Here is a 13,274-nt window from a genome sequence, read left to right as displayed (position 1 = left end):
CTCAGCTGGCTTCCTCTTCACCCTTGATTTCGTCGCCCTTGAGCTCGCCCAGCAGTTCGTGGAAATCCTTGGCCTCGCGAAAATTGCGGTAGACCGAGGCGAAACGCACATAGGCGACATCGTCGAGCGATTTCAGCGCTTCCATGACCAGCCGGCCGACTTCTCCCGAAGCAACCTCAGTCTCGCCGGAACTTTCGAGCTGGCGCACGATGCCGGTCACCGCGCGGTCGATGCGCTCGGGATCGACATTGCGTTTGCGCACGGCGATCTCCACCGAACGCAGCAGCTTGTCGCGGTCGAAGGGTACTTTGCGGCCCGATTTCTTGACCACGACGAGGTCGCGCAACTGCACGCGCTCGAAGGTGGTGAAGCGACCGCCGCAATCGGGGCAGACGCGCCGCCTGCGGATCGCCGCGCCATCCTCGGCGGGGCGCGAATCCTTCACCTGCGTATCTTCCGACTGGCAATAGGGACAGCGCATGGAGAAGCCTTTGGTTGGCGAATCTGGTGAAGCGAAAGGCTTAGAGGTTTTTGCAGCGATGGCAAAGTGTCGCCAACAATCGCCCTTCAGAGCCCCTCGTCGCACAGAGATAGCGAGGCGCAAGCAGGATTGCCAGCCTCGCCAGGCGGCCGCACAGCGTACCGATGTCTTCAGGGATCGACGTCGGCGGTCGGAAATCCGCATGATGTGCCGAGACTGCGATAGGCCTTGGTGAAGCCGTCCATGGATATGCTTCCAACCGGCGCGTCGCCGAAGGAGACGTCAAGCACCGATGCCCGCCGCATGGCGCGCAGGAGCGCCAGGCTGGTCTTGGCCTGGTTGTCCACGGTCCAGCTGAGCCGGCCGTTGACGGCGCCATCGGAATGGAGTTTTGCGGCAACACGGCCCTTGTCGTCGCCGAAGGTGGCGGCGACGGACTTGCCGGCCGGCAGATCCTTGTTGTCGACGGCGATCGTTACGGACGGGTAGGCATCCGGCGGCAGTGCATCGCCGTTCGTGATGACGAGCGTCAAGGTACCGGGCACGCCGCCCGCGCCGATAAAGGCGGTCGAGGCAGCGCAGGTCTTGCGCAGATCCTCACCGGTGTCGACCTCGTCGACCAGGGTCGACCATCTGCCGAAAGTTTCGAGCTTGGGTGCCGGCTGGGCGGGCGCCGCCGGCTCGGGCTGAGGTGCGGGTTGCGCGGGCGCGGCTTGAGCAGGGGCGGTTTGCGCCAAGGCGATGCCGGGGAAAGGCACGGCGATCAAAGCGGCCAGAGCGCCAACGGCGCCAAGGTCGGCGAAACGAAATGGTCGCATCATCAAGGCTCCTGCCGGCCGCCCCGGCCTGCTGCAACGACGCTTGTGGTTGCAGCAGGCGGTAAGACTTCCTATCGCGTCAGCCGAGATAGGGATAGAGCGGGAAACGATCGGTCAGCGCCACGACCTTGGCCTTGACCGCAGCTTCGACAGCGGCATTGCCCTCGTCGGAATTGGCGACCTTGAGACCGTCCAGCACTTCGGCGATCAGCTTGCCGATCTCGCGGAATTCGGCCTGGCCGAAGCCGCGCGTGGTGCCGGCCGGGGTGCCGAGACGCACGCCGGATGTGACGAAAGGCTTTTCCGGGTCGAACGGAATGCCGTTCTTGTTGCAGGTGATGTTGGCGCGGCCGAGCGCTGCCTCGGCGCGCTTGCCGGTGGCGTTCTTCGGGCGCAGATCGACCAGCATCAGATGGTTGTCGGTGCCGCCGGAGACGATGTCGAGACCGGTCTCCTTGAGGCTTGAGGCGAGCGCCTTGGCGTTGGCGGCAACGCTCTCGGCATAGACCTTGAAGCCTGGCTTCAGCGCTTCGCCGAAAGCGACAGCCTTGGCGGCGATGACATGCATCAGCGGGCCGCCCTGCAGGCCTGGGAACACCGCCGAATTCATCTTCTTGGCGATGTCCTCGTCATTGCACAGGATCATGCCGCCGCGCGGGCCGCGCAGCGATTTGTGCGTCGTGGTGGTCACGACATGGGCATGCGGCAGCGGCGACGGATGCACGCCGCCGGCGACCAGGCCGGCGATGTGCGCCATGTCGACCATCAGATAGGCGCCGACCGCATCGGCGATCTCGCGAAACCGCTTCCAGTCCCAGACGCGCGAATAGGCGGTGCCGCCGGCCAGGATCAGCTTCGGCCTGGTCTCATGGGCGGTCTTCTCGATGGCGTCCATGTCGAGCAGATGGTCGTCCTGGCGCACGCCGTAGGAGACGACCTTGAACCATTTGCCGCTCATGTTGACCGGCGAACCATGGGTCAGATGGCCGCCGGAATTGAGGTCGAGGCCCATGAACGTGTCGCCCGGCTGCAAGAGCGCCAGGAACACCGCCTGGTTCATCTGGCTGCCGGAATTCGGCTGGACGTTGGCGAAGTTGCAGCCGAACAGCTTCTTGGCGCGCTCGATGGCCAGTTCCTCGGCCACGTCGACGAACTGGCAGCCGCCATAGTAGCGCTTGCCCGGGTAGCCCTCGGCATATTTGTTGGTCATGATCGAGCCCTGCGCCTCAAGCACCGCGCGGGAAACAATGTTTTCCGAGGCGATCAGCTCGATCTCGTGACGCTGGCGACCGAGTTCGTTGCGGATGGCGCCGAAAATCTCCGGATCGGCATCGGCCAGCGTGGTTTCGAAGAAGGATTCGAATTTGTTCGACACTGCCGCTGCTGTTGCCATGGCCTGAAATCCTCGGGGTTCGGGGGCAATTTTCGATTTATGCAAGTCGTTGTCCCAAAACCGCTGCACACTTTTGGGCGACCTGCATTTGCCGGGCCATTAACACAGTTGTTTTCGCCCCGCCACGTTTGCGGCGCGAAATTTGCTGGCCGGATTGCGCCAGCGAAGCCTTCAGGTCGCTATTTCCTCGCCTTGCGGCCTCTCAGCAAGGCCTCGGTGAGCGTGATCTCGGTAAACAGCGCCTGCGACGTGTGGTCGTTGATCTCGCCCCGGCGAAACATGGCGCGTACGGCCTCGCGCTCGGCTTCGATGCCCGCAAATCTCAGCTCGAGTTCCAGCCTTCCGGCTTCGCGCGCCTCAGCGCGGGCCTCATCGGCTTCGTCCGAGGCGGCGATGCGGCGCCGGTAGCCAGCGACGATGCTGTCGGCAGCGGCAAGCCTGGCGCCGGGCACATCGCCTCCCTCATCATCAGCGGCTCCGGCAATGCTCTCGATGCGCGCGATTGCCGCCTTGGCGGCGCCGACGCGCGCCAGGCGCTCCTCGGCGGCGCCGGCATCCTCACCGGGCTCGACCAGTCCCCTGGCGATCGTCGGCAGAGCGAGGCTGGCGATGACCAGCGAGCAGATGATGACGCCGGCGGCCAGAAAAATGACCAGGTCGCGCGCCGGAAACGGCGAGCCGTCCGGCATGGCGAGCGGCAGTGACAGGATGCCGGCCAGCGTAATGGCGCCGCGCACGCCGGCCACCGAACCGGCAAGCCGCACGCCCAACCCGAACGGCTCCACCTTGCGCTTGCCCAGACGCGCGGCGATGCCGGCCGCGATATCGCCCACCCAGATCCACAGGAAGCGCAACGCGATCAGGCACAGCGTCAGCGCGATGACGGTCGCGATCGGCTGGATGATCGGGTGCAGGCTCATGAGTTCCGGCGGCACATGGCGGATGATGTCGGGAAGCTGCAGGCCGAGCACGATGAAGAGAGCGCCGTTGAAAACGAAGGAAAGCGTCGTCCACAGCGACATCGTCTGCATGCGCGCCGAGACACCGAGGAAGCGAAACACGCCGGAGCCGCCGGTGAGCAGGCCGGCGGTGACAGCCGCCAGGATGCCGGAAGCTCCGACATGCTCGGCGCCGAGATAGGCGATGAAGGGCAGCAGGACCATCACCAGCACCTGCGCCTCGGCCGGCACGCCGCCGATGCGGTTGAGCAGTTGCAGCAGCTTGGCGGCGACGAACAACGCCGCCACGCCGATCAGGATGCCGACAGCCACGGCATAGAGGAAACTGAGCGAAGCCGCGACAAAGGAAAAGCTGCCGGTCAGCGCCGCTGCCACGGCAAAGCGGAACATGACGAGGCCCGAAGCATCGTTGAGCAGCGACTCGCCTTCGAGGATGTGCATCAGCCGCGCCGGAACGACATTCTTGTCGACGATCGAGGACACGGCCACCGCGTCGGTCGGCGACAGCACCGCGGCAAGCGCAAAAGCGACCACCAGCGGGATGCTCGGCACCAGCCAGTGCAAGGCGTAGCCGAAGCCGACGATGGTGAAGAAGACCAGCCCTATGGCCAGATCCAGGATCGGTCCGCGCAGCGCCATCAGTTCACGCTTCGGTGCGCCATAGGCATCGCCGAACAGCAGCGGCGGAATGAACACCAGCAGAAACAGTTCCGGATTGATCTCGACATGGATGCCGCGCACCGGCCAGGCGAGCGCGGCACCGATCGCAATCTGCAGCACCGGCAACGGCACCCGCACCAGGCGAACCAGAGCGCCGGAAAGCGCCACGAAGACGAGCACGACCAGAATGAAGACGGCGACTTCCATGGTCCGGTTCCAGGCTTTCCGCCGACCATGCGCAAAGCCGGCCGATCCGTCCAGCCGCCCGTCCCGTGAAAACGCCGCGGCACCCAATCAATAAAAAGGCCGCCCTGAGAGGCGGCCTTTTTAGATAAGAATCAAACGCTTACAGCGCAGACGTGATCTGCAGTTCGTTGTTGCCGTCAAGCGCGTAGACGTCGTCGCGGAACTGCACGACACCCGGACCGGTCGACCAGGCCGAGAGATAGAGAAAGTGGACCGGCACCGGATTGGTGACCTGGATCGGCGTGTTTTCACCGGTCTTGATCGCCGCCTCGAAATGCTGGCGGTCCCAGCCGGGCGTGTCACGCAGGATCCAGGTGACGAGGTCGCGCACATTCTGCACGCGCACGCAGCCCGAGGAATCGAAACGCAACATCTTGCCGAACAGGCTCTGCTGCGGCGTGTCGTGCATGTAGACGCCGTCAGGGCTCGGGAAATTGATCTTCACCGAGGCCATGGCGTTTTCCGAGCCGGGATCCTGGCGGAAACGGTACTTGGCGGCGTCGTCGGTCGACCAGTCCACATTCATCGGATCGACTTCGCTGCCATCGGGCGCGAACAGGCGGATGTGGCTGTTCTTGAGATAATCGGGATTTTTCCGCATCAGCGGAATGATGTCCTTGCGCACGATCGAGACGGGCGCATTCCAGTATGGATTGACGATGATCTCGTTGATCTTGGAATTGACGATCGGCGTCTGCCGGTCGATCTTGCCGACGATCGCGGTGTGGCGAAGCACGACACGGTCGTTCTCGACCGCTTCGACCTGCGCTGCCGGAATGTCGACCAGCACGTAACGGCTGCCCAGCGTGCCGGCCTTCTCGCGCAGCCGCTGCAGATTGGTCTGCAGCTGGCCGAGCCGGATCTGCGCCGAAACGTTCATCGCCGCATAGGTGTATTTGCCGAGCGCACCATCGGCAGGCAGGCCGTGGCGCAGCTGGAAGCGCTTGACCGCCGAGTCGACATAGGAATCGAAGGCCGTCGAAATGCCGGCGCTCTGCGACAGGTCGCCGGAAACCATCAGCCGCTTGCGCAACGGCACCACATCCGGGTCGTCGACGCCAAGCTGCAGCTTCTTGGTTGCGGGAACTTCGACCCAGCCACCCTGCCCGACAATGTTCTGGTATTGCCCGACCGCCTGTTCCGTGAAGACGACGGTCTGCGGGCTGAAGATCGGCAGCGTCGAGGCCACCTTGCCGCCCTCGCTGGCGCGGGCGTCGAACTGGTCGTCCCAATTGCCGCGCGCCGAGGATTTCAGGATATCACCGATCACATCCTGCGCATTGGCGCCGCCGGCGACCACCGCGGCTGCGAGCGCGGAGGCTCCGGAGAGGAAAAAACGACGGCTGGTTCTCATGGACGTTCCAGACATTTGTAGCAGTTCGATCACTTGCTGCGTTGATCACCGGGCGATCTCGCCCGCACTGTAAAATTGGCAATCTTAACAATTAGCCAACCATGCTCCGTATCACCTTGGTGTGACAGCGCCCAGGCGCGATACGGATTGCGGGTGAACGCATGGTCTTCACACCAGCATCACTGCCACTCTCGGTTCCATTGGAATATGGCGGCAACGTGGCCTTGGCCCGCGATTTGCATCGGGCGCCGCAGCGAAATGAAAGGCCCGTGCTTTTTCGGTATCGATCGGCATCCTTGATCGCGTCAAGCAGACGGCGGTTCGGCCGCTCCACGAGACGCGCTGCCTATCCTCACGATCCCTCAGTGTGAGGTTTCAACCTTTGGGCCCGGACCTGGCTTCGCCTTCAATTCCGAACATCGTTGCAACACCTCATGCTGGGGGTAGCGCAGGACTTTGTTGTCCTCGAGTTTGAGCAGCAGCTCCCGCCTCTTGTCTGTGCTCTCGCCGTCCGTACACGTCATATCCAGGATGACGACATCCAGGCGGTTGATCTTCTGAACCTTGTCCAACGTGCAGCGGACCTCCCACATCTCCATTGCTTTGTCGGTAAACGTCACTATCGAGTCATTGTTGTCACAGGGCTCGCTGCCTTCCCCAGCGAAAGAATCTTTCCACCATTCCTCGGCAAAAGCCGTTTGCGAGACCAACAAAAGCACTGCGGCAACCGAGCAAATCTTCGTGCGTTTTCCCTCACCCATAACGTGCCCCTCCAGGCCGTGACATTAGGCACTGCTGCAGCGAAAGCAAACCTGGCCGGATATTTGGGCTTTGGGATCAGGAAAAGAAAAGGCCGATGCCTCTCGGCACCGGCCCTGACTGAAGGTCGATATTTCGGCCGCGCTTCTGTGGCGCGGGCCGGATCCGATGCGGCGCCTTACATCCGGTAGGCGATGGTGTCGTTCCAGAAGCGGTCGAGCCGCTGCAAAGCGCGGTTCATCTGCTTGAACTCGTCGGTGTTGATGCCGCCGACCTGTTCGATCGAGCCGACATGACGCTCGTAGAGGCCGGCAACGACCTCCGCCACCTCGTTGCCCTTCGGCGTCAGCGAGACACGGACCGAACGGCGGTCGATGCGCGAGCGCTGATGGTTGATGAAGCCGAGATCGACCAGCTTCTTCAGATTGTAGGAGACGTTCGAGCCGAGATAGTAGCCACGCGAGCGCAGCTCGCCGGCGGTCAGCTCGGAATTGCCGATATTGAACAGCAGCAGCGCCTGGATGGCATTGATGTCGGAACGGCCGTTGCGGTCGAATTCGTCCTTGATCACATCAAGCAGGCGGCGGTGCAGCCGCTCAACAAGCTGCAGCGATTCCATGTACAGGGAACGGATAGCCTCGCGGCGATCGTCGGATACGTTGGCGGTCTTCGCCGCCGGACGCGAATTGATCATTGTCTTTGCCTCTCGTTTGTCGCCCTGGTGATTTTTTGTTTTTCACCTTGATCGCGACACTATCGAATACTCATAAAATTCGACTTAAACGCTAGGGCTAACAAGAGCTTACCGGTAAGAGGTTTCGCAAGAGGCTTAACGAACGGTCACCCGAGCAAGGATAATTAACCTAAAGATTTCGGCAACGATTGCGGGGCTCATTCGAGGCGACAGCCGGGCCGCCAATGTGCTCAAGGGCTTAGTGGCGGACCGGGCGCTTCTGCAGGTAGATGACGACGCGGAAGACAATGTAGAGCACCGCCACCGCCGCATGCGAGACGACAATCAGCAAGCGATGGCCGAATAGCTCGGGAAAGCCGGCATACATGACCGTCTCGGTCACCGCGCAAATGAACCAGATCACCGGGCCCCAGGACGCCAGCATCCACAGGCCGGCAGCGGCAAAGGGGAAGAACACGGCGAGCACCACCGCCGCGACCTGCCAGTGCACGGGCATCAGGTCGAAACGCCACAGTGTGCCCGGATAAAAGCCGATCAGCCTGATCCAGTAGAGAATGCCGAACAGCAGGCAGTAGCCCGATATGACGCGCTGGAACCAGGCGAAGATCACCTCCACCCCGGAGGGCTGCAGCACGACGCGCCTCGAGGTCACCTCGCTCATATCAAGAGTTCCCGTTCGCCGAGCGGAGCGAAATAGGCGTCGACATCCGCTTCGCTAACCGCAGCGAGGCTTGCCGGCCGCCATTGCGGCTTCGAGCCCTTGTCGATGATGGCGGCGCGGATGCCTTCGTAGAAATCATGGCCGGCGAGCATCCGGTTGAGGATGCGGAACTCCATTTTCATGCAGGCTTCCATGGACAGGGTCAGCCCGGCGCTGATCTGGCGCCAGGCGACGCGCAGGCTGGTCGGCGAGCGGGTGCGGATCGTCGCCAGTGTCTGTGCCGCGAACTCGTCGGCGGCGGCCGCACGCTCGAGGCTGTCGATGACGCGGTTCAGGGACGGTTGCGAAAAATGGCGGACAATCGCCTCCAGCGTCGGCCTGTCGGTTTCTCGCCTTGCCTGCACGAAGAAGCCGCGCAGCACCGATTCCGGATCGCCGGTCAGCGCCAGGCGGTCGAGGAAGCCAGCCTGGTCCTCGGCCTTGATGGTATGGGTGGCCAGCCCCGACCACAGCGCATCGCCATAGCGGATGCGATTGCCGGTCAGCGCCAGATACATGCCGAAGGAGCCGCCGAGATCAGGCAGCAGGTGGCTGGCGCCAACATCCGGAAAAAAGCCGATGCCGACCTCCGGCATGGCAAATTGGGCATTCTCGGTCATCACCCGGTGCGAGCCATGGAAGGAGATTCCGACACCACCGCCCATGACGATGCCGTCGATCAGGGCCACATAAGGTTTCCTATAACTGTTGATGCGGGCGTTGAGGCGATATTCGTCGGCGAAGAACTCGACCGGCGGTTTTCCCGCCCGGCCTGTCTCATAGACATGCAGGATATCGCCGCCGGCCGAAAAGGCCCTGCCCTCGGCCCTAACGACGACGACATCGACGCCCTGGTCGGCCTCCCAGGCGGAAAGGGCAGCGTCGAGCGCCCCGATCATGCGGTGCGTCAAGGCATTGAGCGCCTGCGGCCGCGTCAAGGTGACGACGCCGGCCCGGCCCAGATGTTCGAAGCGGATCTCGTCGCCTCCGCCAAAATCCATCGTGAAGAATCCCTCCCCCGGCCGCCGGGACTGAAGTGCTAAAGCGTGGCGCATGGGTGCGTCAATGGCGAGCACACCGGTGCAAGCTCTGGCCCGGACCAGGAGCCGGTACTAAAAATCGAGCTGCAATACCGAAAAACTGGATAGAGTTCATTGCAGCGCAGCTCTGGCGGGTCTTCGAACGGGACGATTGGTTATGACTCGATTTTCACGCTTTGCGCCGGTGGCAATTGGGCTGAGCATCTGCTTGGCTGTTCACCCTGTCATGGCGGGGACTTTGGAAGACCTCTACAGTTCGCAGACCATCGTCAACGGCAAGTACGAGAAGAACCGCCAGTCCGGCTTCAAGCGCTGTCTCGACGCGGTTCTGGTGCGGATTTCCGGTGATCAGCGCCTGCCGGCGAAACCTGAAATGACGGTATTGCGTGATAAGGCCGGCAGCTTCGTCGCTGGCTTTCGCTACCGCGACCGCATGGAAGGCATTCCCAACCATGACGATCAGGGCACGTACGATCGGCCTCATAATCTTTATTGCCAGTACAAGCCGGCTGACATCGACCCGGTGCTGGCTTCGCTCGACAGCAGGCCGTGGCTGACCGAGCGGCCACGGCTGGCGGTGTTTTTGGTGACCGAACGCGGCCCAAGGCATGCCGCGCTCGATGCCAATGACGAGCGCGGCATGCTGATGCGCGAATCCTTCAGCAATGCCGCCGCGCCACTGGCCATGCAGGTGAGTTTTCCAACGGCAGCACTGCTGTCGCAGGCCGGGCTGGACGATCAGACACTTCGCAACGCCGAGATGACCAAGCTCGACAGCATCGCGAAAAAGGCCGGTGCCGACCAGGCGCTTTCCGGCAACCTTGTCTGGAGCGACAAGGAACTGGGCTGGATCGCCGACTGGCGGCTGGCCATGGCCGGCAAGACCTACATCTGGCAGGTGCGCGGTGTCGGCTTCGACGAAGCTTTCCGTGTCGCCATCAGGGGCGCAGCACAGGTTCTGTCAGGCAATGGGCAACCCGAATAGACCTCGACCGCGTCGCTGGCACAATCGTGCCGCATTGGTCAGCGGCGGGAGCTCGTGGTAAAAGCCTGCCCGAACGAGAGTATTGGCGATGAACAAATTCACCCCCGCAAAGCCCGCCGGCGCGCGCGGCGTCGACGAGATCACCGGCAGCCGCCGTCTGCGCCGCATGCGCAAGGCCGACTGGTCGCGCCGTCTCGTGCAGGAGAACCGGCTCACGGTCGACGACCTGATCTGGCCGATCTTCGTCGTCGAGGGCAAGGGTGTCCGCGAGCCGATCGCCGCCATGCCCGGCGTCTTCCGCCTGTCGATCGATCTCGCCGTCAAGGAGGCCGAGCGCGCGGCAAAACTCGGCATTCCGGCACTCGCCACCTTCCCCAATGTCGACATCTCGCTGCGCGACCAGACCGGCTCGCACATCCTCGATCCCAACAATGTCATCAACCGCGCCACCCGTGCGATCAAGGATGCGGTGCCGGAGATCGGCATCATCACCGACGCAGCGCTCGACCCGTTCACCAGCCACGGCCATGACGGCATCCTGCGCGACGGCATCATCGTCAACGACGAGACAGTGGAACAGGTGACCGCCGCTGCTGTCATCCAGGCGGCCGCCGGTGCCGACATCATCGCGCCGTCCGACATGATGGACGGCCGCATCGGCGCCATCCGGGACGCGCTTGACGCCAATGGTTTCCAGGATGTGGCGATCATGTCCTATGCGACCAAATTCGCTTCGGCCTTCTACGGCCCCTATCGCGAGGCGGTGGGCACCGCCGGCCTGCTCAAGGGCGACAAGAAGACCTATTACATCGACCATGCCAATTCCGACGAAGCGGTGAGAGAGGCCGAACAGGACATTGCCGAGGGCGCCGACATGCTGATGGTCAAGCCCGGCCTGCCCTATCTCGACATCATCCGGCGGCTGAAAGACGAGTTCCAGATGCCGACCTTCGCCTACCAGGTGTCGGGCGAGTATTCGATGATCAAGGCGGCAGGCGCCAATGGCTGGATCGACGGCGAGAAGGCAATGCTGGAATCGCTGCTCGCCTTCAAGCGCGCCGGCTGCGACGGCATTTTGACCTATTTCGCGCCCGAGGTGGCGGAGCTGCTCAAGGGGTAATTTCTCTTCCGACGATGACCGGTCGCGGCAACCAATGTCGGCGAATCCGCTTCTACATCCCTACCAATTTCCGGCTCCTGGCCGGGGAATCCATAGCGGGGGTCGCTTGACCCCTAGCCTGGGCTTCGTTCGCGCTTGAAATACCGCTTGCAATTCACAATCAGTTTGATACAAAACAACTGCTTGCAAAATACAACTGGTTATCGAGGAGGCTCGCATGTCCAAACTTCGCGTCAACGCTTTCACCCTGTCGCTCGACGGCTATGGCGCCGGTCCCGATCAGGATCTGCAAAATCCTCTCGGCGTCGGTGGGGAATCCTTGCACAAGTGGTTTGTCGACACCCGCACCTTCCGAGAGATGGTGCTCGGACAAGATGGCGGCACCACCGACGTCAACGAGGCGTTCGCGGCGCGCAGCTTCGAAAATGTCGGCGCCTGGATCCTCGGCCGAAACATGTTCGGACCGATCCGCGGCGAGTGGCCTGACGACAGCTGGAAGGGCTGGTGGGGCGACAACCCGCCCTATCATGTGCCGGTTTTCGTGCTCACCCATCACAAGCGGGAACCGATCACGATGGAGGGCGGCACCACTTTCCACTTCGTCACTGACGGTATCCATTCAGCTCTTGAACAGGCTAAGGCTGCCGCTGGCGGCAAGGACGTGCGGGTCGGCGGCGGCGTCGCCACCATCCGGCAATATCTGCAGGAAAAACTGATCGACGAGATGCATCTGGCGATCGCGCCGGTGCTGCTGGGCACGGGCGAGAACCTTTTTACCGGCCTGGACATGCTCAAGCTCGGTTATGTCTGCAACGAGCAGGTGGCGACGCCGCTCGCCACGCACGTCATCATCAAGCGGGCGTAGGTGGAGAGCCAATCTCCCCCCTCGAGGGGGAGATCGCAGCTTCGTCTATCTCAATACTTCTCCGGCACGTAAAGCTCGCGCGGCAGCACCTGGCGTTCGTATTCGGGGTTGAAGACGCGCTCCGGCAGCGTGATCTCCTCGTGCGGCACCTCCTCGTAAGGCAATTGCCTGAGCAGATGGTCGATGCAGTTCAGCCGCGCGCGCTTCTTGTCGTTGCCCTCGACGATGAACCAGGGCGCTTCCGAGATGTTGGTGCGGGCGAAGGTCTCTTCCTTGGCCTTGGTGTATTGCTCCCAGCGCACGCGCGACTGCAGGTCCATCGGCGACAGTTTCCACTGCTTCATCGGATCATGGATGCGCATCAGGAAGCGCATCTGCTGTTCCTCGTCGGTGATCGAGAACCAGTATTTGACCACGGTAATGCCCGAGCGGACCAGCATGCGCTCGAACTCCGGCACGTCGTGAAAGAATTCTTCGACCTGATCGGGCTGGGCAAAACCCATCACCCGCTCGACGCCCGAGCGGTTGTACCATGAGCGGTCGAACAGCACGATCTCGCCGCCGGCCGGCAGATGCGGGACATAGCGCTGGAAATACCATTGCGACTTTTCGCGCTCGGTCGGCGCCGGCAGTGCCACAACACGGCAGATGCGCGGATTGAGCCGCTGGGTGATGCGCTTGATGACACCGCCCTTGCCGGCCGAGTCGCGTCCCTCGAAGATCACCACCAGCTTCTTCTTGTGATAGGCGACCCAGGACTGCAGCTTGATCAATTCGGACTGCAGGCTGATCAGGTCGCGAAAATATTGCATGCGATCGATCGAAGGCGGATGCGAATTCTTGTAGATCTTGGCGATCTCCATCGACAGCGCCGGCTCCGACATTTCGAGCTCATAGTCTTCGTCGAGCGTGTCGGCGAGTTCGGCTTCAAGCCAATCCCTGGCCGCAGAATTCTGTTTTAGCTCGGTCATTATCGGCTGCTCCACTTGCAAGCTCTGTCGATCGGCGCCCCAAACTCCCGGCTTACAGCCCGGAACGGCAACGCCTGAGCCGACTTCAATATAGGCCCGCAATGACGGTTTTATTGCAGCCTGACCTGATCGCCACCACTGCAAAAACCCGCGAGGCATGATCGATCCGCCGCCCTGGCATGGAGACATACCGCGCAAATTGTCCTACAAATAGCAGCCACATTCGGGC

The 13,274-nt window shown here is 62.4% G+C and carries 13 protein-coding genes; 3 read left to right on the top strand and 10 right to left on the bottom strand.

What is annotated here, in order from left to right; all coding sequences use genetic code 11:
* Position 1 precedes the first annotated feature (1 nt).
* The 9 genes from nrdR to NKJ00_RS11425 all read right to left on the bottom strand — a co-directional run bounded on the left by nrdR (position 2) and on the right by NKJ00_RS11425 (position 9,065).
* Positions 2-481, bottom strand: coding sequence for a transcriptional regulator NrdR (gene nrdR / locus NKJ00_RS11465; protein ID WP_023810227.1), 480 nt, complete (start codon positions 479-481; stop codon positions 2-4).
* 170 nt (positions 482-651) lie between these two features.
* Positions 652-1,302, bottom strand: coding sequence for a hypothetical protein (locus NKJ00_RS11460; RefSeq protein WP_352629785.1), 651 nt, complete (start codon positions 1,300-1,302; stop codon positions 652-654).
* Between the two features lie 76 nt (positions 1,303-1,378).
* Positions 1,379-2,692: a serine hydroxymethyltransferase gene (gene glyA, locus NKJ00_RS11455; protein WP_352611701.1), complete on the bottom strand. Its 1,314-nt coding sequence runs from the start codon at positions 2,690-2,692 to the stop codon at positions 1,379-1,381.
* A 179-nt stretch (positions 2,693-2,871) separates the two neighbouring features.
* The gene (locus tag NKJ00_RS11450) at positions 2,872-4,518 is read right to left on the bottom strand and encodes a Na+/H+ antiporter (protein WP_352611700.1); all 1,647 of its coding nucleotides are present in this window, start codon (positions 4,516-4,518) and stop codon (positions 2,872-2,874) included.
* Positions 4,519-4,657: 139 nt separating this feature from the next.
* Positions 4,658-5,911: a L,D-transpeptidase family protein gene (locus NKJ00_RS11445; protein ID WP_352611699.1), complete on the bottom strand. Its 1,254-nt coding sequence runs from the start codon at positions 5,909-5,911 to the stop codon at positions 4,658-4,660.
* Between the two features lie 362 nt (positions 5,912-6,273).
* Positions 6,274-6,672, bottom strand: coding sequence for a hypothetical protein (locus NKJ00_RS11440; protein WP_352611698.1), 399 nt, complete (start codon positions 6,670-6,672; stop codon positions 6,274-6,276).
* Positions 6,673-6,848: 176 nt separating this feature from the next.
* On the bottom strand, positions 6,849-7,364 hold the full coding sequence (ldtR, locus tag NKJ00_RS11435; protein ID WP_008875359.1) for a transcriptional regulator LdtR: 516 nt from the start codon (positions 7,362-7,364) through the stop codon (positions 6,849-6,851).
* A gap of 238 nt (positions 7,365-7,602) precedes the next feature.
* Entirely contained in the window at positions 7,603-8,025 is a 423-nt protein-coding gene (locus NKJ00_RS11430) for a DUF6163 family protein (protein ID WP_023810222.1), read from the bottom strand.
* On the bottom strand, positions 8,022-9,065 hold the full coding sequence (locus tag NKJ00_RS11425) for an enoyl-CoA hydratase/isomerase family protein (protein WP_352611697.1): 1,044 nt from the start codon (positions 9,063-9,065) through the stop codon (positions 8,022-8,024). Before NKJ00_RS11425 ends, NKJ00_RS11430 begins: the two co-directional genes overlap by 4 nt.
* Positions 9,066-9,312: 247 nt before the next feature.
* On the opposite strand from NKJ00_RS11425, the gene NKJ00_RS11420 reads away from it, so the two are divergent.
* The 3 genes from NKJ00_RS11420 to NKJ00_RS11410 all read left to right on the top strand — a co-directional run bounded on the left by NKJ00_RS11420 (position 9,313) and on the right by NKJ00_RS11410 (position 12,074).
* Entirely contained in the window at positions 9,313-10,089 is a 777-nt protein-coding gene (locus NKJ00_RS11420; protein WP_352629783.1) for a DUF8605 domain-containing protein, read from the top strand.
* A gap of 88 nt (positions 10,090-10,177) precedes the next feature.
* Positions 10,178-11,209, top strand: a complete 1,032-nt coding sequence (gene hemB, locus NKJ00_RS11415; protein WP_023810219.1) for a porphobilinogen synthase — start codon at positions 10,178-10,180, stop codon at positions 11,207-11,209.
* Between the two features lie 217 nt (positions 11,210-11,426).
* Positions 11,427-12,074: a dihydrofolate reductase family protein gene (locus NKJ00_RS11410; protein ID WP_023810218.1), complete on the top strand. Its 648-nt coding sequence runs from the start codon at positions 11,427-11,429 to the stop codon at positions 12,072-12,074.
* 50 nt (positions 12,075-12,124) lie between these two features.
* On the opposite strand, the gene ppk2 is transcribed toward NKJ00_RS11410, so the two are convergent.
* Positions 12,125-13,045: a polyphosphate kinase 2 gene (gene ppk2, locus NKJ00_RS11405; protein WP_128305706.1), complete on the bottom strand. Its 921-nt coding sequence runs from the start codon at positions 13,043-13,045 to the stop codon at positions 12,125-12,127.
* Positions 13,046-13,274: the final 229 nt, after the last annotated feature.

This window comes from Mesorhizobium sp. M0227 (assembly GCF_040321855.1).
Classification (GTDB): Bacteria; Pseudomonadota; Alphaproteobacteria; order Rhizobiales; family Rhizobiaceae; genus Mesorhizobium.
This window is presented reverse-complemented; position numbering and strand designations above follow the sequence as displayed.

Bases quoted from the DNA above. Each gene is read 5' to 3' on its own strand.
- NKJ00_RS11445 (WP_352611699.1), bottom strand. From the start codon at position 5,911: ATGAGAACCAGCCGTCGTTTTTTCCTCTCCGGAGCCTCCGCGCTCGCA.
- nrdR (WP_023810227.1), bottom strand. From the start codon at position 481: ATGCGCTGTCCCTATTGCCAGTCGGAAGATACGCAGGTGAAGGATTCG.
- ppk2 (WP_128305706.1), bottom strand. From the start codon at position 13,045: ATGACCGAGCTAAAACAGAATTCTGCGGCCAGGGATTGGCTTGAAGCC.
- hemB (WP_023810219.1), top strand. From the start codon at position 10,178: ATGAACAAATTCACCCCCGCAAAGCCCGCCGGCGCGCGCGGCGTCGAC.
- NKJ00_RS11440 (WP_352611698.1), bottom strand. From the start codon at position 6,672: ATGGGTGAGGGAAAACGCACGAAGATTTGCTCGGTTGCCGCAGTGCTT.
- NKJ00_RS11425 (WP_352611697.1), bottom strand. From the start codon at position 9,065: ATGGATTTTGGCGGAGGCGACGAGATCCGCTTCGAACATCTGGGCCGG.
- ldtR (WP_008875359.1), bottom strand. From the start codon at position 7,364: ATGATCAATTCGCGTCCGGCGGCGAAGACCGCCAACGTATCCGACGAT.
- NKJ00_RS11430 (WP_023810222.1), bottom strand. From the start codon at position 8,025: ATGAGCGAGGTGACCTCGAGGCGCGTCGTGCTGCAGCCCTCCGGGGTG.
- glyA (WP_352611701.1), bottom strand. From the start codon at position 2,692: ATGGCAACAGCAGCGGCAGTGTCGAACAAATTCGAATCCTTCTTCGAA.
- NKJ00_RS11460 (WP_352629785.1), bottom strand. From the start codon at position 1,302: ATGATGCGACCATTTCGTTTCGCCGACCTTGGCGCCGTTGGCGCTCTG.
- NKJ00_RS11450 (WP_352611700.1), bottom strand. From the start codon at position 4,518: ATGGAAGTCGCCGTCTTCATTCTGGTCGTGCTCGTCTTCGTGGCGCTT.
- NKJ00_RS11410 (WP_023810218.1), top strand. From the start codon at position 11,427: ATGTCCAAACTTCGCGTCAACGCTTTCACCCTGTCGCTCGACGGCTAT.